Origin of the sequence: Microcoleus sp. Pol8_D6, from assembly GCF_036700965.1 — a bacterium.
Lineage (GTDB): Bacteria > Cyanobacteriota > Cyanobacteriia > Cyanobacteriales > Microcoleaceae > Microcoleus.
On the sequence record NZ_JAUBPW010000066.1, the window covers coordinates 13,722 to 39,962 of the forward strand.

At 48.4% G+C, this 26,241-nt stretch carries 22 protein-coding genes and 1 pseudogene; 13 read left to right on the top strand and 10 right to left on the bottom strand.

Going from position 1 to position 26,241, the window contains the following annotated elements:
- Nucleotides 1-100: 100 nt before the first annotated feature.
- Entirely contained in the window at nt 101-1,732 is a 1,632-nt protein-coding gene (locus tag QUA10_RS22585) for a DUF3352 domain-containing protein (protein ID WP_333084805.1), read from the bottom strand.
- A 148-nt stretch (nt 1,733-1,880) separates the two neighbouring features.
- Here QUA10_RS22585 and thyD point away from each other — a divergent pair, with 148 nt between their 5' ends.
- Nucleotides 1,881-2,807, top strand: coding sequence for a thylakoid membrane protein ThyD (thyD, locus tag QUA10_RS22590; RefSeq protein ID WP_333084804.1), 927 nt, complete (start codon nt 1,881-1,883; stop codon nt 2,805-2,807).
- Nucleotides 2,808-3,007: 200 nt separating this feature from the next.
- The gene (locus QUA10_RS22595) at nt 3,008-4,063 is read left to right on the top strand and encodes a nucleotidyl transferase AbiEii/AbiGii toxin family protein (RefSeq protein WP_333084803.1); all 1,056 of its coding nucleotides are present in this window, start codon (nt 3,008-3,010) and stop codon (nt 4,061-4,063) included.
- Between the two features lie 149 nt (nt 4,064-4,212).
- Here QUA10_RS22595 and QUA10_RS22600 read toward each other — a convergent pair whose 3' ends face one another.
- Together QUA10_RS22600 and QUA10_RS22605 are read right to left on the bottom strand one after the other, a co-directional pair.
- A complete protein-coding gene (locus QUA10_RS22600; protein WP_333084814.1) occupies nt 4,213-5,151 on the bottom strand; it encodes a glutathione S-transferase C-terminal domain-containing protein in 939 nt (312 codons plus the stop codon).
- 212 nt (nt 5,152-5,363) lie between these two features.
- Nucleotides 5,364-6,266, bottom strand: coding sequence for a hypothetical protein (locus tag QUA10_RS22605; RefSeq protein ID WP_333084802.1), 903 nt, complete (start codon nt 6,264-6,266; stop codon nt 5,364-5,366).
- Nucleotides 6,267-6,598: 332 nt separating this feature from the next.
- Between QUA10_RS22605 and QUA10_RS22610 the strand changes: the two genes are divergently transcribed.
- From QUA10_RS22610 to QUA10_RS22625, 4 genes are all read left to right on the top strand, one after another.
- Nucleotides 6,599-7,549, top strand: coding sequence for a class I SAM-dependent methyltransferase (locus QUA10_RS22610; RefSeq protein ID WP_333084801.1), 951 nt, complete (start codon nt 6,599-6,601; stop codon nt 7,547-7,549).
- A 288-nt stretch (nt 7,550-7,837) separates the two neighbouring features.
- Nucleotides 7,838-8,161: a hypothetical protein gene (locus QUA10_RS22615; RefSeq protein ID WP_333084800.1), complete on the top strand. Its 324-nt coding sequence runs from the start codon at nt 7,838-7,840 to the stop codon at nt 8,159-8,161.
- A gap of 479 nt (nt 8,162-8,640) precedes the next feature.
- Nucleotides 8,641-9,024, top strand: a complete 384-nt coding sequence (locus tag QUA10_RS22620; RefSeq protein ID WP_333084799.1) for an Mth938-like domain-containing protein — start codon at nt 8,641-8,643, stop codon at nt 9,022-9,024.
- A gap of 76 nt (nt 9,025-9,100) precedes the next feature.
- Nucleotides 9,101-10,003 carry an alpha/beta fold hydrolase gene (locus QUA10_RS22625; RefSeq protein WP_333084798.1) on the top strand — a complete coding sequence of 301 codons (903 nt, stop codon included), beginning with the start codon at nt 9,101-9,103 and terminating at the stop codon, nt 10,001-10,003.
- A 112-nt stretch (nt 10,004-10,115) separates the two neighbouring features.
- Here the strand turns inward: QUA10_RS22625 and QUA10_RS22630 are convergent, their stop codons facing one another.
- The 3 genes from QUA10_RS22630 to psb28 all read right to left on the bottom strand — a co-directional run bounded on the left by QUA10_RS22630 (nt 10,116) and on the right by psb28 (nt 12,275).
- A complete protein-coding gene (locus QUA10_RS22630; protein ID WP_333084797.1) occupies nt 10,116-10,976 on the bottom strand; it encodes a methylated-DNA--[protein]-cysteine S-methyltransferase in 861 nt (286 codons plus the stop codon).
- A 270-nt stretch (nt 10,977-11,246) separates the two neighbouring features.
- Complete coding sequence (locus tag QUA10_RS22635; protein WP_006632696.1) at nt 11,247-11,753, bottom strand: MogA/MoaB family molybdenum cofactor biosynthesis protein; 507 nt, start codon at nt 11,751-11,753, stop codon at nt 11,247-11,249.
- A gap of 186 nt (nt 11,754-11,939) precedes the next feature.
- The gene (gene psb28, locus QUA10_RS22640; RefSeq protein WP_333057059.1) at nt 11,940-12,275 is read right to left on the bottom strand and encodes a photosystem II reaction center protein Psb28; all 336 of its coding nucleotides are present in this window, start codon (nt 12,273-12,275) and stop codon (nt 11,940-11,942) included.
- A 578-nt stretch (nt 12,276-12,853) separates the two neighbouring features.
- Here psb28 and QUA10_RS22645 point away from each other — a divergent pair.
- From QUA10_RS22645 to QUA10_RS22670, 6 genes and pseudogenes are all read left to right on the top strand, one after another.
- Nucleotides 12,854-13,324: a MarR family transcriptional regulator gene (locus QUA10_RS22645; protein ID WP_333084796.1), complete on the top strand. Its 471-nt coding sequence runs from the start codon at nt 12,854-12,856 to the stop codon at nt 13,322-13,324.
- A 20-nt stretch (nt 13,325-13,344) separates the two neighbouring features.
- Nucleotides 13,345-14,073: a nitroreductase gene (locus QUA10_RS22650; RefSeq protein ID WP_333084795.1), complete on the top strand. Its 729-nt coding sequence runs from the start codon at nt 13,345-13,347 to the stop codon at nt 14,071-14,073.
- 45 nt (nt 14,074-14,118) lie between these two features.
- Nucleotides 14,119-14,883, top strand: coding sequence for an NAD(P)-binding domain-containing protein (locus QUA10_RS22655; RefSeq protein ID WP_333084794.1), 765 nt, complete (start codon nt 14,119-14,121; stop codon nt 14,881-14,883).
- A 99-nt stretch (nt 14,884-14,982) separates the two neighbouring features.
- Nucleotides 14,983-15,975, top strand: coding sequence for an NADPH:quinone oxidoreductase family protein (locus QUA10_RS22660; RefSeq protein WP_333084793.1), 993 nt, complete (start codon nt 14,983-14,985; stop codon nt 15,973-15,975).
- A 75-nt stretch (nt 15,976-16,050) separates the two neighbouring features.
- Nucleotides 16,051-16,815, top strand: a complete 765-nt coding sequence (locus tag QUA10_RS22665) for an NAD(P)-binding domain-containing protein (RefSeq protein ID WP_333084792.1) — start codon at nt 16,051-16,053, stop codon at nt 16,813-16,815.
- A gap of 139 nt (nt 16,816-16,954) precedes the next feature.
- A pseudogene (locus QUA10_RS22670) lies at nt 16,955-17,213 on the top strand (transposase); the annotation flags it as partial.
- Nucleotides 17,214-17,332: 119 nt separating this feature from the next.
- Here the strand turns inward: QUA10_RS22670 and QUA10_RS22675 are convergent.
- From QUA10_RS22675 to QUA10_RS22690, 4 genes are all read right to left on the bottom strand, one after another.
- Nucleotides 17,333-18,796, bottom strand: coding sequence for a DUF1565 domain-containing protein (locus QUA10_RS22675; RefSeq protein WP_333084791.1), 1,464 nt, complete (start codon nt 18,794-18,796; stop codon nt 17,333-17,335).
- 307 nt (nt 18,797-19,103) lie between these two features.
- Nucleotides 19,104-19,700 carry a Uma2 family endonuclease gene (locus QUA10_RS22680; protein WP_333084790.1) on the bottom strand — a complete coding sequence of 199 codons (597 nt, stop codon included), beginning with the start codon at nt 19,698-19,700 and terminating at the stop codon, nt 19,104-19,106.
- A gap of 154 nt (nt 19,701-19,854) precedes the next feature.
- Nucleotides 19,855-21,591, bottom strand: coding sequence for a hypothetical protein (locus QUA10_RS22685; protein WP_333084813.1), 1,737 nt, complete (start codon nt 21,589-21,591; stop codon nt 19,855-19,857).
- A gap of 122 nt (nt 21,592-21,713) precedes the next feature.
- Nucleotides 21,714-22,562 (bottom strand): SMP-30/gluconolactonase/LRE family protein, encoded by an 849-nt coding sequence (locus QUA10_RS22690; protein ID WP_333084789.1) that lies wholly within the window; start codon nt 22,560-22,562, stop codon nt 21,714-21,716.
- 401 nt (nt 22,563-22,963) lie between these two features.
- Here QUA10_RS22690 and QUA10_RS22695 point away from each other — a divergent pair, with 401 nt between their 5' ends.
- A complete protein-coding gene (locus QUA10_RS22695; RefSeq protein ID WP_333086373.1) occupies nt 22,964-26,104 on the top strand; it encodes a BTAD domain-containing putative transcriptional regulator in 3,141 nt (1,046 codons plus the stop codon).
- Nucleotides 26,105-26,241: the final 137 nt, after the last annotated feature.

Sequence of the window (26,241 nt, forward strand, 5' to 3'; positions counted from 1 at the left end):
GGTCGAAAAACTGAATGGTTGAGTGTTAACTGTTGACTCGATTTGATTATTCAGATGCAACCGGAAACGATATTAAGGGATAGAAGGATACAAGGAAAAATTACCGATTAGATTTGAAGGCAAAAAGCATCTCCAACTCAGCAGTTGTCGGTTGTGTAGAAGCTGTGGCTACGCTAACTCCTCGGAGAGAATTCAGCAATTCAGCAGCGGGCGGTGAAACTAAATTTGGCTGTACTGCGAGCAAATATTGGTTAGCCCAAGACATGGTTTTTTCCATATCTATGTAAAAGTAACCTTGGTTGGCCCGCGGTAAAGAAGTAGCGATCGCCTGAAAACTCGGACTGCTGCTTAGCGGTTGCGGTGGCGTCGAAGTAATCACATCAACTAAAGGCCCGCCGAAAGCTACAAACACAGAATTTTCATTCAGCCAACCGTGTCCGAATAAAGTGCCTTGCTGGGGTATTTGCCACTCCGTAACTTCTTTGCCTTGAACTTGTCTGGGGGCGACACTGACTGTAGGATTGCTTTTGGCGATCGCATCGAGTTTTTTCAAGGTTGCTTCGGCTGCTGGGCGATCGCTTGTTTCAAAAATCATCGCCGCCCCCATCCCCAACTGAGACAAAATCCCTTGATTGGAACCGATCGCCCCGATCGCAAATTCCCCATTCATCCAGCCAAAAACCTCTCGATCCGCATCCAAATCCAACCGCTTAAAACTATTCCTCACCTGCTGAACTCCCCTGTCAACTTCCGGGCTATCTTGTGCCTCAGCGATTGCTTGCGACCAAATTTGATCGATTCCCTTGCCGCCGACTAACGCAATGGTTTCGACGGGAAATCTGGGCAACAATTTCGATGCAAATTGTGGATTTTGCTGCACGAATTTAGGGTCTAACTGAGCAATAGTTTTTACCCTCAATCCCTCACTATCTGCTCCAATTCCCGCAACCAAAGACTTAACTTGTTTGAACTGCGAAAACAGTGTCCAAGGCAACTGGATATCTGCGGGCAAATTAGCTTTCAATTGCTCAATTGCCACCGGATAGTCAGCAATATAAACAGTTGCGATCGGATTCTTGACACCCGCACTCTCTGCAAAAAACTTAGTTGTACTCTGCTGCGTAGCGAGGGAGGGTTCTCCTTTAAAAGTATCGATCGCCAATTCCACAGGCTTTTTCAAAGGAGCCATCACTAATTGGTCGTTCAGCAAAGCCACACTGTAGCGCTTGCCAGTTGGCTCTGCAATTTCAAAAATTTTAACTCCTTTATACTCGGTTTCTTGAGTAGTTGCACCGGGCTGAGATTTTAATTTATTAGCAAAATTCCAAGCGCTAATTTTATTTTTCACGCTGACGACTACCAGCAGTTTTGGAGGCTCTGTATTCGTCACAGCATCAGGGGGCAGGAAAGCGACCATCACCCCCCCTAACCAAGGCTTTAAGTCCCTGTCAAAGTCGATTTGAGTGCCTGCCAAGCTTTGTTCTTGAAAGCCCTTCAAACCCTGACCGACCAACTTTTGAGCCCCTGGCGTGCCAAATCGCTGCAACTTTGACAAGGCTTGGGGATTGGGGGAGATAAACGCGGCCATCATTGCTTCGTCGGGCACAACTTTGGCGCTGTCTTGAGGGTTGGATACTTGTTGGCTCAAACCCTGGAAGTAAAAGTAGACCGCAGCGCTACCTGCTGCGGCGATGGAGGCAGCAATTAGAAGCTTTGATTTTTTTGCAGGCATGGTTTGTGTTCCTCGCGTCCTTTATCAGTTTAATGAAAATACACTTGGCTTGTGGGGAGGCGATCGGGCCTGCTCTCTAGTTTTGTATAATCAAAGACAAGTTTGGACGATCGTCTAAACTGCTAGAACTGTGCATTATTGGTAAAAGATGAAAGTAGCGATCGCGGGAGCAACGGGATTTGTAGGTAGCCGGCTGGTGGAAAAGCTGCAAGCTGCGGGACATCAAGTGGTGGTTTTGAGCAGGGATGCGGCGAAGGCTGGCCGAGTTTTTCCCGCTTCAGCTTATCCAAATTTGGAAGTTGTTGCCTACACTCCGGCGGAGTCTGGTGATTGGCAAAAGTCGATCGCGGGCTGCGACGCTGTTGTCAATTTAGCAGGAGTGCCGATTGCAGAGGAAAGGTGGACGGAGGCGCGCCAGCAAGCAATTCTGGACAGTCGCAGACTGACGACGGCAAAATTGGTCGAGGCGATCGTCAATGCTAATCCTAGACCATCGGTGTTTGTTAGCGCATCGGCGATCGGCTATTACGGAACCAGCGAAACCGCTGAGTTTGACGAAACTAGCCCTGCGGGAAACGATTTTTTAGCAGCAGTTTGCAAAGACTGGGAAGCAGCCGCCCAACCTGCAAAAAATGCGGGAACGCGGTTAGCAATTTTGCGGCTGGGGATAGTTTTGGGAATGGGAGGCGCATTGGCAAAAATGCTACCACCTTTTAAACTATTTGCTGGCGGGCCGATTGGGACAGGAAAACAGTGGTTTTCTTGGGTTCATCGCGAGGATGTGGTTGATTTAATTTTGTACGCTTTGCAAAATCTGCCAGTTGAAGGCGTTTTGAATGCGACAGCACCTAATCCGGTGCGGATGAATGAATTGTGTCAAACTTTAGGGGAAGTTTTGCAGCGGCCTTCTTGGTTGCCGGTGCCAGGTTTTGCTTTAGAAATGCTGTTGGGAGACGGGGCAAAACTTGTTTTGGAAGGGCAGAAAGTGTTGCCTAAACAAACTTTAGCTAGCGGTTTTGAATATCAGTATCCGACGCTAAAATTAGCACTCGAAGAGATTTTAGCAGGTAATTAAATCCTTCGTTCCTACGGGCAGAACCTGTCGAACATCAGTTCGATACTCATAGCGGTAAGGTGCGCAGTGCGCACCCTACAGATATAAATTTTACGTTCAGGACTGTTTACCAGAGTCAGCCTCAGTTATGTTGTCTTTTCTCTCTTCCCTTCCTCTGCGTTCTCTGCGCCCTCTGCGGTTCATTAAAAAAGAAAAAATTTATGAACAAAGAAGAAGTGAAAACCACCTTAAAAATTCCCGCCGAACTCCCATTTCTTCAAGCTATCTGCTGGCAAATTGCTGATGTCAAAAAAATGAGTTTCAAGGAAATGCTATGCCGCTACGAATCCGGCTGGCATTATTGGGGAGTTTTGGGGAAACCTAGCTCCGAGGAAATGGCTTTTATTCAAGCAATTAGCCAACAGCATCAGTCTTGGCTAATTGCTGAATTGGGAAGCAGTTGCTCGCCAAACAATCCCGAAAATTGGGTAAGTTCTCAAGCAATGTTTAAACGCGAAATTCATCAAAAGATATTAACTGTACTCAGCCACTTGAATGTCGAATTTCTACAGGAATGTCGGGCGTATTTTGGGGGCGGAACGCTAGTAAGTATGGAACACGGAGAATATCGGTTGAGCCAGGATATTGACTTTATGTGTCCGATGGATGATGGCTACCGTCTTCTGCGCCGAAAAGTTGCCGAAGGAGGCTATGATGCGATTTTTGCTAGTCGCGATTCCCTTGGGGATAGCTTCGCTTCACGCATTGTTCTCCCAAACGATATTCAAGCCAACCAGTATGGGATAAGATTTCCTGTTATTGTTGACGGCACTACTATTAAATTCGAGATGGTTTGTGAAGGGCGAATTCAGTTTGGCCAGCCCAATTATCCAAATTGGTCGCCTGTTCCTTGCTTGAATCAAATCGATAGTATAGCAGAAAAGTTGTTGGCAAATGCGGATCGATGGCCGAGCGATCGGGTAAATTCTAGAGATTTAATCGACTTGGCGATTCAAAGGTTAGCGACTCCGATTCCCCAAGAGGCGATCGACAAAGCGGAAGCAGCTTATCAAGTTATGGAACCGCTCGATCGAGCGATTCAGTATTTCCAAGATCGTCCCGATTATCGGGAAAAATGCTATGAGATTTTGAGTATTGCAGAAGCAAATAAAGTTATTAACGGTATCGATTTACTAGCTCAGGATTTAGGCAGGGAAATAACAGTCAGGACATTTAGCGAGACTATTTCCTCGTTCCCAAGTAAGCTTAAAGATTAGATGCTTTGATGCTGGATTTGGTATTGCTCTCCTCGTTCCCCGGGTCTGGGAACAAGCTAAACCAGATTTTTGAGTCCCTGCGCGACCATCCAAAGGAGAGAATGGAGGGTTTGTTAGAGGGTTAAGGCGAGGCAGAGGCTGGGAACGAGCTAAACCCGGTTTCTGATCCCTGCGCGATCGTGAGCTTTGAGCAAACTCGTCGGATCGGGTCCAGCGGGGATAATGCAGCCGGGATTCAGCGGGAACAAATTGCCGTAATAATCGCGCTTCACAGCCTCCAAATCGCAAGTGCCAGCAACTCCCGGTAACTGGTACAAATCGCGAAGATAAGCTCCCAAATGCTCGTAATCCTGAATGCGGCGCACATTGCATTTGAACAAGCTGTAGTAAACTGCATCAAAACGGAATAGAGTAGTAAAAAGCCGCACGTCTGCTAAAGTCACCCGATCGCCACAAAGGTAACGACTCCTCAAGAGCGATCGATCGATCTCGTCTAAAACAGCAAACAATTCACTGCAAGCCGAATCATAAGCAGCTTGAGATTGCGCGAAACCGCAGCGATAAACGCCGTTATTCACCGATTGGTAAATCTTCTCATTCCACTCGTCAATTTGTTCTCGCAAATCCAGAGGATAAAGATCCATTTGAGGATTGCTAGCAAACTCGTTAAACTCCGAGTTTAGCATCACAATAATTTCCGAACTCTCGTTGTTGACAATCGCCTTTTTCGACTCATCCCACAGCACCGGTACCGTACACCGCCCCTGATAGTCCGGTAAAGCCAACTGGTAAAGTTCGGGCACCGTGTTGCAGCCAAAAGTCTCCGACTCCATCACCCACATTCCCCCTTCAGAGGGATAGACAATCGACACAGATATCGCATCTTCCAGCCCTTTGAGCGCCCTCGTCACCAGAGTGCGGTGCGCCCAAGGGCATCCCGTACCCACGAAGAGGCGATACCGTCCCGCAGCGGGCCCGTGAGGGTTGTCTGGTGCAGTGCTGACAAAGTTGCGGAAACTGCTGCTGGGGCGAATGTATGCTCCGGTGCGATCGGGCGGCGCTAGTTTTGACATCATTAATTGCCACATTGATGTCCAGACAAATTTGCCGAGTTTGACTGTTACGGATGAAGGAAGCGATTTGTTTTTCACAATGCGATTAAAATAGGTTTGCTAAACATAATCTGCTTATTTTAACTCACATTGCGATCGAAGTTTATTCGCTCGTTCCCCGGCTCTGCCTGGGAACGCAGATACCGAGGCTCGGCCTCGCTGTTTTCCCTCGCCTGGGAAGGACTTTTCTAGTCTCTGCCAGAGGCTATTTCGCCATAAGCTCGATCGATCAATCGGCGAGCAACCGTCTGAATTCCCGTATGTTCGTAATAATTGGTAGTCATGTCTAAAAACGCGGCCACATAATCCAATTTGTCATCGGTAACATCAACGTATTGCTTGAGATGGCCTAAAACTATGGCGGGAGTTAAGCCGCGAGACTGTACTAAATTGTTCATCCAACCTTGGGCTGAAGCGAAAGTTGTGGTCACAAATCCGAACTTTTGTGAATTATTTGCGCCGGGAATTAGGTTGCTGATATTTTGGAATGTTGAGTTTTGCTGCAAAGTTGAAGGATTCAATCCGCCTAGGGTATTTTGTGCTACTCGAATGAAGTCCGGGCCAAGGGGAATTAAACCGTCAGCGCAAACTAATGCAGCCATCCGCATCAGAGATTCGCCTTTGTAATGGGATAAATAATTACCAAAGCTTCCCACATTGTCAAGGGAAATATTGTTAAGTTTGCAGAAGGCAATTAGCTCGATCGCCACTTTGACGCACAAGTCGATCGTTTGAGTTGTGTCAGCTTTGGGAGTGAGGCGGTTGAGAAAGGAAAGAAAGCCGATGTTTTCGCCGATTTTACTGGCCATAGCCGTTGCACCTAACGCACTGTCGGCGCTGTCTGCTAACTGGTAAAGCCTGACTACGCCTTGATAGGGTTCGTTGGGGTTGGCGTAAAGCTCGATCGCGCGATCGCGAATTTTCCCAACTAATTTACGCTTTGTTTCCCCTGTAACCGCTTCAATAGTATTATCAAAACCCGTTAGATTGTTCCACTCGCCCGGAACCACAAAATCGAGAGATTTTAACATCTTCACAGTGACGCCACCAGACGGCAGATTGTCAACCAATTCCACAATAGATTTGCTCATCACAAACTCCTGAATAGCCAGATTTAAAGTGTTCTTTTAAATACTCCAACTTCGGTAAATCAGATTCCAGATTCCAGATGAATTCCCCAGAACTAAGTAGGTAAGCACAAATAAATATTAGACGACCAGCTCCTGTTTTGCAATACTCTGAGCTTTTCTCTCTTCTCTAACTCTGCGTTCTCTGCGCCGTCTGCGGTTCATTTAAAAAAAGTCTTTTCCACAAAACATTTGCATTTCACTCGCCAGCACAAAGTTAAGTTTCATTATATTGACCGAATCAAATTTTCCTAAACGTGTTAAAATAGAGGGCGCAAAATAGAAAAATCTAAAAGATGACTGTTGCAGTTAATAAAACTCCCGGAGTAGCCTCGCGTTTAGTAAATGGCGTCCTTTCCATCAAGCCTTTGGCTAATCTAGCCAAGCACCAAGCGCGGGAAATGATGATAAAAAGAGCCGAAAAAATCGGAGTGCATTGGCGACAAGAATCCCAAGCACTTTTAGCTCGAAATTGGGATGCAGAATTGCTCAGCGTCCAAAATCCCGATCTTGTTTACCCGAAATACTATCTAACTTCATTCCACGCTTACGAACAAGGTAATATGAGTTGGGAAGCTGCTACAGAAGTTGAAGTTGCCGCCCGTACAGTTCACGCCACAATTTGGCCGGAAGCAGGTGCAGAAGGCGATGCTAAACTCCGCGCCAGCTATCACGAAGTCATCAAATCTCAAATTGCTTCTTCACCGCAGGATATTGTTGATTTGGGATGCAGTGTGGGAATGAGTACCTTTGCTCTTGGGGAGGTTTACCCGGAAGCGAAGATGACTGGGGTGGAGTTGTCGCCTTATTTTTTAGCAGTTGCTAAATACCGTTCCCAACAGCGAGAATCTGAATCTTTAAATCAAACATCTCCCACTTGGGTGCACGCTGCTGCTGAATCTACTGGTTTGCCTGCGGCTGCTTTTGATTTAGTTTCTATTTGTTTAGTTTGTCACGAATTGCCACAGAAAGCTACGAGAGAAATTTTCCGGGAAGCGAGGCGTTTGCTACGTGTTGGCGGACATTTGACAATTATGGATATGAATCCTCAGTCGGAAGTATATGCCAAAATGCCTCCTTATATTTTGACTTTGCTCAAGAGTACGGAGCCTTATTTGGATCAGTATTTTGGGTTGGATATTGAGCAAGCTTTGGTAGATTCCGGTTTTGCACAGCCAACTATTACTTGCAATACAGTCCGACACCGCACTGTTGTTGCTGAGGCAATAGAGCGATTTTCAGTATAGTGAAGTACAAATATCGGGTAGGACACGGCAGTGCCGTGTCTAACGCTGTCTTTATTTAATTCGATTGAAAACTGCTATAAATGGTAAAGTTGCATAGATATTATTCAATCCTTGGGGCGGTGGGTGAGTGTAAATAGTCTAATCTGTGGATTTTAAAATTTCTGCGCTCGCACCCCCTACTGATAAATAATGGCGATGCTACCGGATTTGATATTAGACAGCCGTAGAAGCTATTCACAGCGCCATTTGTTAGACATTTTGATAGAACCCTAAAAGAAGGACATGAGCATGAACCCGACCGACCCCTCTCAAAACGTCATCGATTGTTTGCAGGTTATCTTGGATGCGACAGCATCGAAAAATTACGAGCTTTTTACTACAGTCGGTGATGCAGGCTACAAAGCGAGCATTACACAAAAAATGTTTGACGATGTTAGCGAGCAGCTTGCTTCCCGCCTGCAAAAGGGATACTCAATTAATTATTTTGGTGAAATAAAACAAGGTAATTTTCCGATTTATTTGTGGAAGCTGAGTTTTGAAGATGGTGGAGATGAATTTGTGGCACACATGACTATGAATGGAGACAAAGTTGCTGGGATTTTCCTCGAATAACCTATCTTGGTGATAGTGATTCCGGTTGCACGAATGAGATGATTGTTGAATGTTGAGTAAAATTATGATTTCCTGACAACTGACTGTTGGGATATTTGAACAATACTGATGCAACCGGAAACAATATGATTAGAAAGCTAGCGAAACACACTATTTTTAGTGTAGATTGACCTTGACCAGGAAATTTATTTTCGGTCTATCGACATAGGGTAGAAACCGGGTTTCTGAGCGTAAGTCACACCAGAACTATGAATGGACAAAACATCTGTGGGTAGAAATGTTTGCACCCATATCTCGAAAGTGGCGCGAGGAATGCTTAACTCAATGACTTGATGTTTGTAAACGAGCCTTGATTTACTGAAGAGAGATAATTTCAGTTAAACTAAAGTTAATGGGGGCATCTCAATTTAGCGGTTGGGTGAGCCTATCTACATTAGTGAAATGTCTTTTGTTTATCTTTTTTATAAATACACAATATTATGAGCAATTGTCATCAAAGCCTGATTACTCATATCTCTTGGGGACGTATTAAAGTAACCACTGACGGCCAAACTTGTCAATTCAAAGATTGTAAAGTATGGCCTGGAGGTTCTAAGGAATGGGATTGGAGACTGACAGGTACTCGTCACCAACCAGGTATTCAACCTGCTAATATCGAAGAAATTTTAGAGCAAGGTATAGAATTTATGGTTTTGACACGCGGTATGGAACTCATGCTACATACCTGTCCCGAAACTGAAGAACTGCTGCATCAAAGAGGTATTGAGTATTATATTGGGCATACCAAATTGGCTGTAGACCTTTTCAACAATTTAATGCAACAAGGTAAGAAAGTCGGGGGAATATTTCACTCAACCTGCTAACGCGGTACTGATGGAGCCAGGAAATTATATCCAACATTCGCTGAAAATAATCGGCAAGAACTAGGGAACAAAATAGATGAAAGCCCAAAAGCATCTTTTTATCAAGTTAGCTTCAGGTATCTCAGCATTTCTAGTGGTTGGCTATTTCGGCATCTCAGCTTATGCAGGACATACTCTTTCAAAGCCAAACAGATGCTTTGACCCTCTTAAAGCATCTGTTTTTGCTGTTCCTCCTGAAAATGTAACATTTCGCGCACCTGATGGCGTGGAGATTGCTGGTTGGTTTATTCCAGAAAAACCAACAGACAAGGTATTAATTTTAGTGCATGGATTGAATTCCAGTCGGACTTGTGAGCTTGCTGGAAAGTTTGCCGAGTTTGGTTCAGCTATGAATCAAAAAGGCTTTTCGATACTTATGATCGATCTGCGAGGACATGGGCAAAGTGCTGATTCTCGTTTCACCTTTGGAATTACAGAAAGGCGAGATGTTATTGCAGCAGTGGATTGGCTTAAAATCAGGGGCTTTAAGCCAAAAAAGATTGGTGTTTTAGGTTTTTCAATGGGTTCTGCTACTGTACTTGGAGCAGCAGCAGATGACTCTGACATCGGAGCAGTGGTCACTGACAGTGGTTACGCAGAGGTTTATCCAATTATTCAGAAGCATTGGCAGTCAGCTTCAGGATTACCTGGGATATTTCTTGTTTCTACCATGATGTTTGGACATTTGTTGACTGGATATGATCTAACTTCTTCTAAGCCAGTGCAGGAGATAGGTCGTATTTTCCCTAGGCCAGTTTTGATAATTCACAGTGCGATCGATCCTTATACGCCTATACAAAACGCTCGCCAACTCCGAGAAGCATATCCTTCGGCAGAATATTGGGAAACCAATGCGAAGAAACATCCAGAAAGCTACAATACGAACCCAAAGATGTACGTTGAAAAAGTTGCTGATTTCTACAATCGGAGTCTCAAATAGGGCTGTATAATGGAACCGAGAAGGGTATTTAGCTCTTCGCTCCTACAGCACTCGGCGTGCAGGTTCGCACCGAACGGTTCATAATTGTCGTGCAAACAAACGAAAAGGATAATCAATCGCAGATTGTACGGCTAGCTTCCCAACCTAACATGGCTGTTTTACGCTCTACTCCCCAGCCATAGCCACCGAGTTCTCCAGATTCTCGAATGACTCGGTGACATGGAATTAGATAGCCGATCGCATTTTTACCGATCGCATTTCCTACAGCTCTAGCAGCAGTTGGGCGTGCTACCATTTGAGCTATAGTCTGATAAGTTGCGATCGCCCCAAATGGCAATTGCAAAAGTGCTCGCCAAACTTGAATTTGAAAGTTAGTGCCTTTTACCAAGAGCGTTAGTGATTTTTGCTCGCTGAGAGTTTCTGAAGTGAAAATCAGGTCACGCAATGATTGAGTGGCTTGCTCATCACGAATGATTTCAGCTTTTTTCCAGGTCAATTGCAGTCTTTGTTCGGCGGTTTGTTCGTCTGTTGTATCCAAGAAATAAAGATTACAAATACCGCGGGCAGTTGTCGCGATTACAGATTTGCCAAAGGGGGTATCATGAATGCCATAGCGAATTTGCAGACCTGCTCCGCCTGCTTTGAACTCCCCTGGTGACATTGCTTCTAAGTTCACAAATAAATCGTGTAATCGTCCGGGACTCGATAGTCTCACGTCCAATGTTAGGTCTAGAAGGCTTTGAGTCTGAGTGATTTTTGACTTGGCATATTCAACTGTCAGATATTGCAAAAACCGCTTGGGGCTAATGCCGGCCCATTGAGTAAATAGCCGTTGAAAATGATATTCACTCAGTCCTATGTGTTGGGCCACAGTTGCCAGATTCGGCTGGTTTAGGTGGTGTTGTCGCATAAAGGCGATCGCCCGAGCAATCCGGTGATAATCTTCGCTAGCATAGACACTGGCATTCTGCATTGAAATCATCTAGTCTCAGTCAGGGGAATTTTGATGTTTCCTCACTTTAGCCATATACTAGGCTCAAAGCCACCCGTTTCTTGCGGTGAATGCAGTAAGTCGATTTTAGATTTTAGATTGAAGAGATTGAAGAGATTGAAGAAAGCGACCTCACCGATCCAACCGGGGGCTTGCGATGAGGATTCAAAGCTTTTTTCTCACTCCACGGATGCCTCGGACGATTTGTAGCCAAATTGCTTGATTGTCAATAAATTAACCGAACTTTCGCTCTCATCCTCCGCGCAACTGCGTCACCAAGTGAACTAATTCCGGTAAAATTAGCTTTTCCACAGCTAGTTTCACGCCATTGCTAGAGCCCGGAAGAGAAAAGACTAACTTGCCTTGATAGACGCCTGCAACTGCGCGAGAGGCGATCGCCCTCGAACCAATTTCTTGATAGCTCAAAAACCGAAATATTTCCCCAAATCCTGGTAAAATCCTGTCAAGCAAACTCTCCATCACATCATAGGTCGTATCTCGGGGAGCGATGCCCGTGCCGCCGTTAAAAATGATTGCATCTACATCTTCACGCTGGGAAAAAGCCTGCATTTGCAATACAATTTTGGCTGCATCATCTTTAACAACAGTGTAAGCTACCACAGAGTGACCCGCATCTTTTAGCAGCTTCTTAGTTAACAAGCCGCTATTGTCTGTTTCCGCCGAGCGGGTGTCGCTAACAGTAATGATAGCGCAGTTTACGGTTATTTTAGATAAGTCGGGGTGAGGAATTTGCGTCATATAACAGATGTTAAAGGAAGAAGGAAGAAGCAAGAAGGAAGAGGGAAGAGGGAAGAGGGAAAAGCGAAGAAGTCATTAGTTAGTTGTTATTTCTTCGTTGTTAGTTATTCATGATCAAATAACTAACAACCAATAACCAATGCCCCATACCCCATGCCCCATACCCCATGCCCTATTCCCCATCAATTATGCCTTGCTAAATCCTAAGCCGTTTGATTCCGAGTAGCGTTCCATAAAACGCATAAATCGATCCCATTCTTCGGGACTTCTCATTAGATAAAGAGCTTCCAAACCAGCAGGCTGACCGTTGATGAACTTAGCCTTAACCTCGCGAGTGAGGAGTTCGCCTTCTTCGTCGATCATGTACATTCCAGTAATGTCTTCGGTACTGGTGCTGCTGAGAGCTTTGGGATTTTCAAAGATAAACGTGGCAGTGCCTTGAGCTCCCGTTTTAGAACGGGTTAGGCGCACTTCGGGTACAGCATCTTCGTCTATACCCCGAGAAAATTGAATTTTAGCCATAATTTGACAGTCGAACCTTAAGGATTGCTTACTTAATTTCTTAATGTTTAATCATAAAACGATTCGGGTACTCGCAAATCAAGACTTGGGAGAGTGGAAGCGGGTGAGAGTGCGTGAGAGTGAGGCAATCGGAGACAAGGGCGAGGGGATATGGGTTGGTTCTTCTGAGATATTGCACCATTCTCAATAATCCTTTCAGGGCGGGTTCTCCGGCCCACTCCACAAGATAATCTAACCTGAGTTCGGGTTAAGCATAAGGGAGAAAAAAAGCATCGATATTGAGAGAAGGCTTCTTAAGATGAAGGAAATAGAGCGCACTTTCGCCTAGCTGGGTCGCAACCGGCCTCTGAGCAAAGATTATGAGGCGCTGCCGCCTAGCCCAGAAGCCTTCGTATATGTGTCCACGATCCGCCTCATTCTCAAGCGGCTCACCAAGCCAAAGCTGGCGAAACGCCAATTTCACGCCCTATGAAACACGCACTTATAGGGGTCGCCACAGAAAACCCAGAAAAAAGTGAATTATAGGTATCGAACTATTATGTAGTGTGCTATATAATAGTTGTTGACTGGATTTTTAAATGGATAACAACTCGAACATCAACGAACGGCGACGCGTGGGGAGGCAGCTTTCCTTTGCCCTCTATAGTGCGTCGAACCGCGTCATTCGGCTTCATCGGCCCTTTCTTGAGCCTTTGGGCCTGACCTATCCTCAGTTTCTGGTCATGCTGGCTCTCTACGAGGGCACCCCGCGCACTGTTGGGGAAGTAGGGCAAGAACTCGGTATGGATAACGGAACCTTGACGCCCCTCTTAAAGCGCCTGGAGAGCGCGGGGTTGGTGACGCGCACCCGTGACCAACAGGACGAACGCCGCGTTCTTATCGAGCTGACAGAAGCGGGCGAGGCACTCCGCGAGGCAGCGTGCTCGATCCCTGAAAAGATCGAGACAGCCTGCCGCCTCTCCGATGAAGACCTTGCCGAGCTTCGCGACACCTTGAACGGGCTAGGTCATCCCCGTTCGGCCAACGCCCCCGACTCGATTACCGAATGACCACCTTTTTGGGATTCACCATGTCAAATACAACACCTGTACCAAGCAGCCCCATCGAATTAGCAAACGGGCCGTCGCAAACATTGTCTTTTAAAGAGACTGTGCGCGAGCGTCATTCTGTCAGGAGTTTCCTGCCAACCCCTGTCCCCGACGCTGTGATCCGCTCGGTTCTGGAAGACGCACAACGCACACCCTCGAACTGCAACACCCAGCCCTGGCAGGTTCACATCGTCTCCGGCGCGACACGCGACGCGCTCAGCAAGGCTCTCCTTGCGGACGACGAGGCAGGGCGACTGACACCCGATTTCAGCTTCTCCACCGCCGATTTCTGCGCCGTCTACAGCGAGCGCTCAAAGGCGCAAGGGGCGGCCTACTATCAAGCGATTGGCGTTTCGCGCGAAGCGACCGAAGATCGCCGCACCGCAGCACGATACAACCTGGAATTTTTTGGTGCGCCGCACGCCGCGCTGCTGTTCATGCCTTCCTTTGGCGACGATGTGCGAGTGGCTGGCGACATCGGAATGTACGGCCAGACATTCTTGCTGTCGCTGACGGCGCACGGGCTTGGCGGCATACCGCAGACGATGCTCGGCTTCTACGCCGACACGATCCGCGAGCTGTTGGGCATCGATCCGTCCCTGAAGATGCTGTTCGGTATCTCGTTCGGCTATCCCGACAAGACGGCCACCGCCAATCGCTATCGGATCGACAAAGCCCCTATCGAAGAAAGCGTGACTTTCCACAATTAACAGATATTCACATCCAAAACGGAAGATTTACACGGAGGATTTACCATGAGTAACACGAAGAATTTGAAGATCGGCATTTTGGGTGCTGGCAACATTGGAAAGACCTTGGCCCGCAAACTGGCTCAGGCCGGACATGACGTAAAGGTCGCTAACTCGCGTGGCCCAGAGACCATCCCCGCCGATGCGCTGGAGTCCGGTGCGCGCGCCGTTACATCAGCCGAAGCCGTGCAGGACGTTGAAGTGGTCATTCTCTCCATCAATCCCACCAGCTACTCCAAGGTTGCGCCCTTGTTCGCGGGCTTGCCAGAGGACACCGTTGTCATGGACACTTCGAACTACCACCCCGTGCGCGACAACAGGATTGAGGCCATCGACGCGGGGCAGGTCGAGAGCTTGTGGGTCGTCGAGCAGTTAGGCCGTCCTATCGTCAAAGCGTGGAACACCATCGTTTCGGACTCATTTGCGAACAAGGGGAAGCCTGTAGGAAGCCCCGACCGTATTGCTTTGCCTGTGGCGGCAGACCGGGACCGAGATCGTGAAGTGGGATTAGCGCTGGTGGAAGATACGGGTTTTGATGCCTTCGATGCAGGCACACTCGAAGACTCATGGCGGATGCAGCCGGGATCGCCTGTGTATTGCACTGACCTCACCTTGGCAGAGTTACCCGATGCGCTGACCTCCGCCGAAAGAGAGCGCTTATCCAAGCGGCGTGATCTGACGTGGGCGATATTGCTGGAGCGCTCTGAAGGCACCACCCTTAATCCCGACCCGGAATACTTTCTTCGTCTCAGCCGGATATTGCAAATGTAAAGGCATCATTTGCTGTGGAGCGAATTCGCTCTGGAGAGGATGAGCGAGCAACGCCATCCATGATTGAAACATCCATGATTGAAATATTGGAGTTTGATAATGAAAGCCTGGCGCGCAGAGACCTTCGGCAAACCCAGTGATGTTTTGAAGCTGGTCGATATCGACATTCCTATTCCAGGACTAGGAGAGGCGCTGCTCAGGGTATTGGCGACCAATATCGGTCTGCCTGACCGCATGATGCTGGAAGGCCGCTACTTCCTCACGCCTACGCCGCCAGTGACTCCGGGCCAGGAGGTCGTCGGCATCGTGGAAACGGCAGGACGCGACTATCCTTTTCCCATTGGCACGCGGGTGATCGGCGGCACCAATTTCACCCGCGGCTCAGGTGGCTTGGCGCAGTATTGCCTCTCCCCAGGCGTTGGCGCGGTGCTAGCACCCGACGACATGCCCGACGAGCAGGCGGCAGCGTTCCTGGGAACATTCCATGTCGCTTATGTCGGGCTGGTCAACCGCGCCCGTGCGAAGCCGGGCGAGACGCTGCTCGTACTTGGCGGATCGGGCGGCACCGGTTCCACCGCGACCCAGCTCGCTAAGGCTTTGGGCCTTAACGTGATCGCCACCGTGCGCGACGGGAACAAGGCCGCGTTCTGCCGGGAGCAAGGCGCCGACCACGTCATCAATCTTAAGACCGGTTCGTTCATCGAGCAGGTTCGCGCGCTGACCGGAGGCAAAGGCGCCGATATCATCTATGACACGGTCGGGTCGCCATTAGCCGAGCAAGCGCTCGACGCGATTGCCATCGGCGGACGTTATATCCTGATCGGCTTTGCCGGTGGTTCGACTTTCCCCACAATAGAGCCCTTCAATATCCTAACGCATGGCATTTCCGTCACCGGCGCTTTGCACAGCGTCCGCACCGCTGAAGAGCGCGACGACGCGATCACGACACTAGGTCGTTTGTTCTCCGAAGGGAAGATCTCCATGCCAATCGACAAGATCATATCGTTCGCTGAAGTCCCCGAGGCTCTCGAACGTCTGGGAGGTGCGGTCAACGGCAAGTTGATCGCCCGTATCGGCGGCCAATGCTCCTGACTGGCCAAACTGCGTGACACCTTGAACAGGTTGGCACGACCCTATCAAGCAACGGAATAAGAAGGAACATTTTTCATGAGTAACACAAAGAATTTAAAAATCGGCATTTTAGGGGCTGGTAACATTGGAAAGACCTTGGCCCGCAAACTGGCTCAGGCCGGACATGACGTAAAGGTCGCCAACTCGCGCGGCCCCGAAACCATTGCGGCCGATGTGCTGGCTTTCGGCGCACGCGCGGTCTCGACGGCCCAAGCGGTGGAGGACGTTGACGTGGCGATCCTCTCGATCCCTCTCAACCGCATTCCCACAATCGCGCCGCTAATCGCCAACCTACCAGCCGAGACAGTTGTCATCGACACGTCCAATTACTATCCCCTCCGCGACGACAAGATCGATGCCATCGAGGCCGGGCAGGTTGAGAGCCTTTGGGTGGCCCAACAGCTAGGCAGGCCGATCGCCAAGGCGTGGAATGCGATCGGGTCTGGCTCCTTCGCCACCAAGGGCAAGCCTGCTGGAAGCCCTGACCGTATAGCCATCCCTGTGGCTGCTGACCGCCAGAACGATCGCTCCGTGGCGATGGCCCTCGTCGAAGACACCGGGCTTGATGCTTTCGACGCCGGGGCGCTCGCCGATTCGTGGCGTCAGCAACCCGGCACGCCCTGCTATTGCACCGATCTCACGCGTGAACAGATGGCGGCAGCGCTGGCATCTGCCGACGCATCACGATCGCCAAAGCGCCGGGACTTAGCAGTTGCAGTGATACAAGAGCGACTTGGTGACGCTACGACAAATCCGGATGCCGATTTCGGGGTTCGTCTGAGCCGTGCGATTTATATGTAACGTGAGTTCGGGATAAGAAAGGGACAAGCAAGTAAGTTAAAAGTCATCAAACCAAAGCTTTACAGGCTCGTCCCATGATTAGTTTAGAAGAACTATTTTGCGCTGTCGATGATTTCTGCCAAGTTTTTGAACCCAGATTGGGATTCAACTGATTACAAAGCCAAAGCGCAATATGAAAAATAAGCTGATGCCACGGATGGATAAGCTGCTAACGCGCAAACGCTCCATCATTGAGACGATTATCGACCAACTAAAAAACATCTCTCAGATTGAGCATTCTCACCCGTCGCAGTCCGGTCAATTTCTTAGTCAACTTGATCTGTGGATTGATTGCCTATTGCCTTCATCCTAAAAAGCCTTCTCTCAATATCGATGCCTTTTTTCTCCCTTCTGCTTAACCCGAACTCAGGTTAGTCTACTCTTTGTCGAACAGGCCGGAAAGCCTGTTGAGCGAGAAAGGTGGAAGATGTGAGTTCTTTGTACCCCAAGTTCTCCTCTCCCTTGTCTCCCAGTTCCCTTAGACGATGTAAAGAGAGTTAATGGGCTCGGCCCGCTTTGTGGCTACCAGAGTTTGGTAGATGAGGGCGGATATCTCGCCACGGGTGATGTCGTGGGCGGGGGCAAGCTTTTCGCGCGCGGGATAGTTGACCACGATTTTGCGCTCTGTGGCGGTTGCTATCTCGTCGGTGGCAAAACTGGGAATCTGAGCTCGATCGACATAAACGCTCAAAGAATTGGGGTTGCCGCCCGCCAACTGCAAGCCGTTTACCAAAGATACGATCGCCTGAGTTCTAGTCAAATTCTGCTCCGGGCGAAACGTGCTGTCTGGATATCCAGCCAAAAAGCCAGCTCGATTAGCTTGGTCGATCGCTCCCTTGGCCCAAAAATCCGCCGCCACATCCTTAAAAACAGTCGCATCACGGCGCGGCACCAATTCAAACGCCTTCGCCAACATAGCCGCATACTGAGCTCTAGTTACAATCTCGTAAGGTTGAAAAGTGCCATTGGGAAACCCGCTAACAATATTCATCTTTGCCAAGCGATCGATAAAATCCTTAGCCCAGTGCGTGCTGATGTCGCTAAACTTTAGCCCGCCAGGAGTCGGAGTTGGCGTCACATTGCCCAAATCAAATAAACCTTTCACCCGCGAAGAATTGAGCTGATTTCCCCCCGCAAAAATCTTAACCCCAGTCGCATTTTGCAAGTCAAATTCGCCGTTATTCTGAAAGATATTGCCGCCTAAATCTTGAGCATTACCCATATCTGGCAGCGACTTCTCCACCGCAGTCAAACCGTCTTCCGTATTTTTTTCGATGCGATTATTGCGTAAAATCGGCTGAGATTCCCCCGCTAAAACTATACCGGAGCGATTTTCCAAAATTTGGTTATCAGCAATCAAAGGAGCCGACTTAGCTTCCAGAGAAATGCCGAAACCCGTCTTTTGAAAAATATTGCGCCGTATTACTCCCTTAGCAGTTCCCGCCATCATTACCCCAGCCGCAGAGTTTGCCACAAATATGTTGTCGAGAATCGCAGGATTAGCGCTGCCCGTGGCAAAAACGCCTTCGCGCTTACAAAGTGTGAAAGTGCAGTTAGCTACGGTCGGAGAAGTTGACTCAATCCAGACTCCGGTGCCACGACTATCGAGATTGGTGACAGTTACTCCGCGCAATTCCGAATTAGTTGCTAGCTGTATCGTAATATTTTGGCTTGCAGCGTTGGGACTGACAAATTTGCCGCTGCCTTGAATCAGAATCCCTCTACCTTTGTTAGCTTCATTGCCAATAAGTTTTACTCCCGAAGGAATTTCCAAGGGGAATTTTTCGCCACTAGCAGCGCTGTAAGTTCCCGCTGCTAACTGAATCGTAGTTCCCGATGCAGCGCGGGCGATGATTGCACGGGCTATAGTTTTGAATGGGGCTGATTGGCTGCCCGCTGCGGCATCACTGCCTGTTTGGGGGTTGACGTAAAGTGTTGCCATGTTTTTGTTAAAGAGATAATTGGCGATCGAGCTTTTGTGCAATTTTCATTGTCTGCGAACTTGACCCCGGATTTATATTCACCTTTGATTGCGGAGATTATTTAATTGCCCGATATCCGCAACATTACCTCTCAGGAGTGGCAACCGCAGGGGAATTGCCCCTACAAAAGACTGTATTTCTCGTTCCCAGCAACAGCAGAACCAGACTTATTTAAGAAGTCCGGGATGTGGGGATACTATTTTTTCCAGATGTTGCCAAAACCACTAAAATTTCGATAGCCAATTAGGAAAATCGAAAGTCTTGCTGTCATGTACGATCGATCGAGATTCCCTGCCCAAAAACCTTAACCGCTTCAGGCAAATCAGTTTCACCCATTAAAATGCAGCGTCTTAGCAAATCGATATCCAGCGTTTCCAATCCTGACAGTTGACTCTTAATTACTTGCTCGTAGCCATCTTCCCGGAGATGATACAGCCGCAGCGTGCCATCTTCCCAAAACCAGATTTTAGGCACGCCCAAAGCCCGATATTTTGGCAATTTGCTCAGTCCACCGCTAGTATAAACTACCTCGATCGACAAATCGGGAATCAACTTAGCTTCTCCCAAACAAAACGATTTGTCTGCTTGAGTAGAAGCTTCTGGCGTCTTCTCCTGCGTCATTGAACCAGAAGGGTAAAACTTAAGACCTTGTTGCAGCAGAAAAGTAGTCACCAAGTAACCAATGATTTCAGAAAAATTTTCGTGTTGGAATCCCGGCATCAGAATCTCGATCGCCCCTGCAAAAAAAGACAACTTTATGCCAGGGGAATCTTCCGAAACCTTCTGGATTAACTTGAATTGCTCCCAAGTGCCGTTGAGCACCACTCGCCCATCGAGAATTTCCCGATCGAGAACTTGTGTCATTGACTCGCACCATTATCTCTTATGGGCATTATAACGCATTGTGCGATCGCTCCTACAGAAGATCCGTGCAGCAATTTTAGTTTCAGAATCCGAACAGTTCTTCTTAGTTCCCAGGCTCTTTCTGAGAACGCATATCCCAAGGCTCTGCCACGCCTTAATTCCCGGTCAATTTCACAATACAAGAAGCATCTAAAACCACTAGAATTTCATTTTGAAAAACAGCACAACTTGTCATTGCTGAAGCTAAGGCGGGAATTTTCCCTCGTTCTAGAGAAAGCGTCGCCTCCGGTGTAGAATCAAATTGATTTAGCCAGCCATCATCCTTTATATACTCAAGAGTAAAAGCATTGCGATCGAGCATCCAAAAATCAACTCCATATTGATTAATAAAATTTTGCAATACAGCTCGATTGGGAGTGTATTGAGCGCGAATTAAATCGTTAAGTCGCTGTTGATATTTGCTGTAGTAGCCTTTCTGATAAGGCACTGCATATTCCTTGGCTACCAGAACAGAACGCTGACTAAATGTTGGCAATTGGTCAGTCTCTCCCGCTATTGAAGCAATCAAGATATCTTTAGGTTGTTGTTCAAAAAATTTGTACAAACCCGATATTTTACCTTCTACATACCCGACGGTGGGAAATTTTTCGGTCAAGCAGGGATAAAGGACAACGGCGATAGCGATAATCGCTGTCGTAATTAGTGCAACTAGGTTTTTTACATCAAATGTTGTTGTGGTTTTTGAAGCCCAAAGACCTACTCCATCGATAATTAAAGTTAGGGCAATCGCAGTTATTAAAACAACAATAAATCGCAAGCTATAGGCTGTATAGCGACCGGGTTGATATAGCTTAAAAATGGTGGCGTGAGCCGCAAAAAACATCGCCGAGGATGCTAGAAATAGCTGAAGCAAAAGCCAGATTTTGCTTTGAATCTGATTTGCTAAGGGAAAAGCCGATCGCAAAAATAGCAGCAGCGGAAATAATAGCGCGACACAGTGAGTTACAGGCGTAAACAGCGACTTGGGAAACATCCCGCTACCCCGCCCTGTCAACCAATAATCTTTGGGATTTGGGCGAAAAAAAGCATTTCTGCCACCTGGTGCAAATTCGGCCATTTGCTTCGCTTCTGCTGCGGTATAAGTTGGGCCAAATTCAGAGTTATCTAAGGCATAGGGCAGCATTACTAAAAATATTAATCCCAAACCTGTAGTGCAAAATAGGTAATTAATTCGATCGCCCGACAAGCGCAAACCGCCTTTTTTCCAGCATAGCAGGCGCAAAACTAAAATTCCGGCAGCAACCAAGGCGTAAGGAGGATAGAATAGTCCGATAAGTGCGATCGCTCCCAAACAAGGCAGCAACGAACTGCGCGACAAATAATATAAAAAAGCCAGAAATATCGGATATATAAAAGCTCTTGGCGTTGTGGAAGCCAAATCATCAGTCATCCACATATGCTGATTTAACAGCAAAGATGCAATAAATCCAGTCATCGGCACTGGCAGCATTTCCAGACACAGGCCAAAACAGTAATAAGTGGAAATTAAGCCGAGAAATAGCGGCAATATTTTGTGAAGAAATAGCGGGTGAATACCAACTGTTGCGGCTAATTTGTAGAGCGTGCTGTATCCTGCGGGGGCGACTGATTGAAAGTAATTAGCAATGAAATCGTTGGGGAATAATTCAGGATCGACAAACCGCATCATCCAGAAAACGTGCTGCCTCGCATCGTCTTGCACCATATACTCGGCGCTGAAGACTTGCTTGAGTCCTAAAATAGCATAAACTGCGGCAAATGTCAAGCTTAGAGTTAACCAAAATATTGTGCGCGATCGGGATTTTTCATCCACAGTCGCAGTCAGAAATTTATGCAAGCGGGCTATGAACATCGCAGTCAAAAAATGTCTTCAATAAAAGTTCGCAGCAGCCCTGAAGAACTACTACAAACAAATACTTTATATGAGATTCGCCTGCCAATGTCACTTTACTTTCAACTTCGCCCGATTTTAGATCATTTTCCAGCCCGCACGCCCGCAATTTTAAGGCGAATCCGATACAGACTTGTACTTCCCGTAATATAAAGCGTTTTGCGATCGCTTTCTCCCCAAGCCAAATTAGTCGCCGTCTCAGGTACAGAAATCCTCGCCAAAAGCTTACCATCCGGCGAGAAAATCCACACTCCCCCCGGGCCAGTGCTGTAAACATTCCCCTCTACATCGACTTTTAAACCGTCGGGAACTCCGTCTTTAGTGGCGGCATCTTTTAACTCCGCAAAAAGCTGCTGGTTGGTAACAGTTCCGTCCGGTTTTACATCGAAAACGGCAATGTATCCCGCTTCCGAATTGTTGACATAAAGTTTTTGCTCGTCTGGTGAAAAAGCGATGCCATTGGGCAGCACCAAATCCTTAACCAGCAGAGTTAATTTTCCGTGTGGTGCCAGTCGGTAAACACCGTAAAAGCCCAATTCTTCCTGATCTTTACTAACACCGTAGGACGGATCGGTAAAATAAATGCTGCCATCAGATTTAACCACCAAATCGTTCGGACTGTTGAGCCGCTTGCCCTCGTATCTATCCGCCAAGGTGATAACTTCGCCGTCCTTTTCTGTGCGGGATACGCGGCGATTTTCGTGTTCGCCAGTAAGTAGGCGGTTTTCATTGTCTAAAGTATTCCCGTTGGCTTTTCCCGAAGGGCTGCGAAATACCTCAACTTGCTGATTTGAGCCGAATTTATAGATAATATTGGCGGGAATATCGCTGAACAGCAAAAAGCCGTCTGGATGCCAAATCGGGCCTTCTATAAATTGGAAATCGCCAGCTAGTTTTTCTAATTTTGCACTGTCATCGAGAATACGTTGCATGGTATTTTTTTTGTTCTGGTTTTCCGTTTGGGCGGTCAAGATTGTCAAATCAGATGTTAATTGGTTGGACAAATTGCTGTCAGTGAAAGGTTTTACCAGATGATTTTTGAAAAGCGTGTTGCTGAATGCTAGAGTCAAAACTATAAACAAGAGGCTGATGGTAGCAATTTTGGCGATCATGTTGGCCTTGTTAATTGCATTGAGTGAGAGTCGTAGTAAAAGCGATCATACCGCACCTATATTACATTTATATTAAGAATACAAAAGTGTGGCTTCAAACAGACCGCCGCGCGGATAACATAGTATAGCAATGTCATTTCAATTAGCGATCGCCACCTGCTGACATTCCTGAAGTTGACACGCCGGAGCATGGATTAAAATCACAAATAATATCTAGCTATATGCTTTCTATGTTAGATATCAAACTACTAGGCGGATTCTGCCTTTCCTGTGCAGACAAGCCCGTTGTCGGTGTCACCACAGAGCGCCCGCAAGCTTTGTTGGCTTACCTGGTACTGCATCGCGATATCCCCCAAACCCGTCAGCGGCTTGCCTTTCAATTCTGGGCCGATTCCACCGAGGCCCAAGCTCGCACCAACTTGCGCCGGGAATTGCATCACCTGCGTCAGGGACTCCCCGATGCCGATCGCTACCTGCTGGCGGATGCCAAAACCCTGCAATGGAATCCCCATGCCTCTTTCGTGCTGGATGTGGCTGAGTTTGAACGGGCATTCGCCGCAGCAGAAGCAGCGGAACGAGCCGCAGATGTTAACGGTGCCAGAACAGCCTGGGAGCAAGCGATCGCACTTTACGGCGGTGATTTGCTGCCGAGTTGTGAGGATGAGTGGATTTTTCCAGAGCGCGAACACCTGCGACAGAAATTGCTCCATGCGCTTGAATCTCTGACTCGCCTGTCGGAAGATCAGGGTGATTATCGGGCTGCAATCCGCTCTGCACAGCGCTTACTGGAGATCGATCCGTTGCACGAAACCAGCTACGCAGCTTTGATGCGATCGCACCATTTGAACGGCGATCGCGCCAATGCACTGCAAGTCTACCACCGCTGCATGACTTTGCTGCGCGAGGAACTAGGAGTTGACCCTAGTGCGATCACTCGCAAGCTCTACGAGCAACTGTTGCTGGAAGACGAAGCGCCCGACATTCAACCCTCGTCTCACTCCGCCGGGCCACCCCAAACGAATTTGTTTCCCTCACCTTTAGCTTTGTCGCCTCTAGTGGGACGCGATCGCGAATGGGCATCGATTCAGCAGTGGGCAAAGCCGATACTGCTTGCGAACTGCGCCGCAAACGCCACCGCTGAGGCATCGCCAGTGCTCTTGCTCGCGGGCGAACCCGGAATCGGCAAAACTCGCTTGCTGGAGGAGCTACGAGTCACGGCACAGGGGGTTCAAGTGCTGTGGGGACGCGGATTTGCCGCCGAGATGGTGCGACCCTACGGTATCTGGATTGATGTTTTGCGATCGCTCGTTATTCCCCCCGCCCTCAACATTCCGCCAGAGCTAGGTTTCTTGCTCCCAGAGCTCGCTCAACCTGGGAAAGCTCCGCCCGATATGCCTCCGGCACCCTTGCGCGAACGCAGTCATCTATTTGATGCGGTGGTGCAACTGCTGGCTGAATGTGCGAGTGAGGCTGCGTTAATCGTCATTCTAGATGACATTCAGTGGATCGATGAAGCCTCATCGGCATTGCTACATTACGCCATCCGCTTGCTGAGTCATAAGCCGATTTTATTCGCCTGCACCGGGCGTTCCAGGGAACTAGAGGAGAATGCGGGCATCTCGCGGGTGGTGCAGGCACTCAGACGAGAGCGACGGTTGCTAACGCTGGAATTGCAGCCTTTCGATCGACAACAAACGGCTGAATTGATTCGCAGACAGCAAGCGGTTAATCCGTTAGAGCTATCTCCAGAAGCGGTGGAGCGCGTATTTATCGATAGTGGCGGGAATCCCCTGTTTGCGCTGGAAGTTGCCCGGGCATTGTCCCAGGATCGCTCTACTCATGCTGATAATTTAGAGGCTTTGATCCGCGATCGTCTCCACCAGTTGGATGACATGGCTCGCGAATTTTTGCCTTGGGCCGCTGCATTGGGGCGCAGCTTTAAACCGACAGCGGTGGCTCATGTGGCAGACTATCCGCTGCCGAAATTGCTGATGGCGATCGAACAGCTCGAACAACAAACTATTATCCGTCCCAGCGCCTCTCTCGGTGACGAAATCGGCTATGACTTTGCTCACGATATTGTGCGTCAGGCTGTCTACCGGCAGTTGTCACAACCACGCCGCCATTTGATCCATTTGCAAATTGCTCATAAGTTGCATCAACTTTCCACACCAGACAACGCCTGGGCTGGCGATATTGCTCGTCACGCCGCCATCGGGGGCGATCGCGGATTGGCCGCGTCTAGCGCCTTTTCGGCAGCAGAACGTTGCTTGAAATTGTTTGCCTACGCGGAAGCATCAGAATTGGCTCAGCTTGGGATCGAGCAGTGTCAAGGACTTGACGATCGCACTCGCATTCAATTGCATTTAAAATTGCTGCGGGTTAGTGCGATCGCAGGCGTTACTGGCGATCGAGTTTCTCAACTCGACAGGGAGGTGCACCGCTTAATCGATGAAGCAAATGCTCTCGGCTTAGAAGAAGCAGAAGCCACGGGACTGGAGGCCTTGGTGATCCTGCATTTCGATCGCAGCAACTTCGCCAACGTTCACCAACACTCGCTGCGGGCAGCAGAGGTAAGTCGGGCATCGAGTCCAGCTACTGCCGTGCGATTGCTGGCCTATGGCGGGTCTTGCTTGGCGGAAATTGGACGGGAAATGGCGCGGGCAGAAGCATTGTTGCTAGAAGCGCAGTCCCTGGCTGAGAGAGTTGGTTTGAAGAACATCGGAATTGACCAAGGGTTGGGTGCCGTACAGCGCCATCACGGGAACTATGCCCAAGCGCGAGTTTTGTGGCAACAGGCGTGGCGATCGGCCGCGGCCCAGCAGGATCGCTGGTGCGAGTGTTATAACCTCAGCTATTTGGCGATGACGGAACTGGAAGCGGGCGATCCGGCGGCGGCATTGCCTTATTGTCAGGAAATGGCGATCGTCGGAGCCAAAATTAAAGGCGAAGGTAGTGAAGGTGCGATCGCCAATGCACTTTTAGCTTTAGCAAACTATCAGCTTCAGCAAACTGAAGCCGATGCTGCTTTGGAGCGGGCGATCGCGACTTTGCAGCAGGTGGATGCCAAACGGATGCTGTCTTACGTGCTAATTGGGGCGGCTCAAGTGGATTTAGAGTGCGATCGACCTCTTTTGGCAACAGCCCGCGCTGAAGTTGCTTTAGAAGCCGCTCAGACGGTCGATCATCCCAGCGAGATTGCTCTGGCTTGGGCAATTTTGATTGAGGGTGCTTTAGCTTTGGGCGATCGAGAAGGGGCGACTGCGCGGTTTGAATCGCTGCGCGATCGCATCGATCGTCCTGCGCTGAGTTTCCGCGCCCGCACTGCTGTCGATCGGGCGATCGAACAGATTAGTCATTAGTTATTAGTCATTAGTTGTAGCGAACTGCTATTAGGGATGGTGTTCATCACAGGGAACTTTATACCCATTCTCCAAAATTATGCTACAGTATTTAGTGCCGATAGAATATAATCCCATCCCGTGATAGATGCGATTGT

Bases quoted from the DNA above. Each gene is read 5' to 3' on its own strand.
- QUA10_RS22600 (WP_333084814.1), bottom strand. From the start codon at position 5,151: ATGTGGCAATTAATGATGTCAAAACTAGCGCCGCCCGATCGCACCGGA.
- QUA10_RS22615 (WP_333084800.1), top strand. From the start codon at position 7,838: ATGAACCCGACCGACCCCTCTCAAAACGTCATCGATTGTTTGCAGGTT.
- QUA10_RS22625 (WP_333084798.1), top strand. From the start codon at position 9,101: ATGAAAGCCCAAAAGCATCTTTTTATCAAGTTAGCTTCAGGTATCTCA.
- psb28 (WP_333057059.1), bottom strand. From the start codon at position 12,275: ATGGCTAAAATTCAATTTTCTCGGGGTATAGACGAAGATGCTGTACCC.
- QUA10_RS22650 (WP_333084795.1), top strand. From the start codon at position 13,345: ATGTCAAATACAACACCTGTACCAAGCAGCCCCATCGAATTAGCAAAC.
- QUA10_RS22605 (WP_333084802.1), bottom strand. From the start codon at position 6,266: ATGAGCAAATCTATTGTGGAATTGGTTGACAATCTGCCGTCTGGTGGC.
- QUA10_RS22660 (WP_333084793.1), top strand. From the start codon at position 14,983: ATGAAAGCCTGGCGCGCAGAGACCTTCGGCAAACCCAGTGATGTTTTG.
- QUA10_RS22695 (WP_333086373.1), top strand. From the start codon at position 22,964: ATGCTTTCTATGTTAGATATCAAACTACTAGGCGGATTCTGCCTTTCC.
- QUA10_RS22595 (WP_333084803.1), top strand. From the start codon at position 3,008: ATGAACAAAGAAGAAGTGAAAACCACCTTAAAAATTCCCGCCGAACTC.
- QUA10_RS22645 (WP_333084796.1), top strand. From the start codon at position 12,854: ATGGATAACAACTCGAACATCAACGAACGGCGACGCGTGGGGAGGCAG.
- QUA10_RS22655 (WP_333084794.1), top strand. From the start codon at position 14,119: ATGAGTAACACGAAGAATTTGAAGATCGGCATTTTGGGTGCTGGCAAC.
- QUA10_RS22685 (WP_333084813.1), bottom strand. From the start codon at position 21,591: ATGTTCATAGCCCGCTTGCATAAATTTCTGACTGCGACTGTGGATGAA.
- QUA10_RS22680 (WP_333084790.1), bottom strand. From the start codon at position 19,700: ATGACACAAGTTCTCGATCGGGAAATTCTCGATGGGCGAGTGGTGCTC.
- QUA10_RS22610 (WP_333084801.1), top strand. From the start codon at position 6,599: ATGACTGTTGCAGTTAATAAAACTCCCGGAGTAGCCTCGCGTTTAGTA.
- thyD (WP_333084804.1), top strand. From the start codon at position 1,881: ATGAAAGTAGCGATCGCGGGAGCAACGGGATTTGTAGGTAGCCGGCTG.
- QUA10_RS22585 (WP_333084805.1), bottom strand. From the start codon at position 1,732: ATGCCTGCAAAAAAATCAAAGCTTCTAATTGCTGCCTCCATCGCCGCA.
- QUA10_RS22635 (WP_006632696.1), bottom strand. From the start codon at position 11,753: ATGACGCAAATTCCTCACCCCGACTTATCTAAAATAACCGTAAACTGC.
- QUA10_RS22665 (WP_333084792.1), top strand. From the start codon at position 16,051: ATGAGTAACACAAAGAATTTAAAAATCGGCATTTTAGGGGCTGGTAAC.
- QUA10_RS22620 (WP_333084799.1), top strand. From the start codon at position 8,641: ATGAGCAATTGTCATCAAAGCCTGATTACTCATATCTCTTGGGGACGT.
- QUA10_RS22630 (WP_333084797.1), bottom strand. From the start codon at position 10,976: ATGCAGAATGCCAGTGTCTATGCTAGCGAAGATTATCACCGGATTGCT.
- QUA10_RS22675 (WP_333084791.1), bottom strand. From the start codon at position 18,796: ATGGCAACACTTTACGTCAACCCCCAAACAGGCAGTGATGCCGCAGCG.
- QUA10_RS22690 (WP_333084789.1), bottom strand. From the start codon at position 22,562: ATGCAACGTATTCTCGATGACAGTGCAAAATTAGAAAAACTAGCTGGC.